This window comes from Deferrisoma palaeochoriense, assembly GCF_054656955.1.
Window position 1 is genome coordinate 1 of sequence record NZ_BAAHXI010000213.1, and the last position, 277, is coordinate 277.

The window sequence follows — 277 nt, forward strand, 5'->3', positions numbered from 1 at the left end:
TTTTATAGAAAAAGCGCTGGACACGACGGGGCCCTATGTGGTATAGGGCGGGACATGGAAACGATAGATCCTGCCCTCCATCATGATATAGACGCCCTGCGCAGTCTTCTCTTGGCTCTTCAGGAAGAGAAGACTGCCCTCGCTGCACGTAACGAAGCGCTGGCCGAAGAGAACCAGAAGCTTCGGTCGGACGTCGTGTTGTTGCAGGAGGAGGTACAGTTCCTGAAGCACCGGCTGTTTGGTCGGAAGTCGGAGCGGCTGAGCGAGGCGGAGACGA

Annotated in this window: 1 pseudogene; it reads left to right on the plus strand. The window is 56.7% G+C overall.

The window, feature by feature from the left end:
• Positions 1-54: 54 nt before the first annotated feature.
• A pseudogene (locus ACYQ8L_RS18745) lies at positions 55-277 on the plus strand (hypothetical protein); the annotation flags it as partial.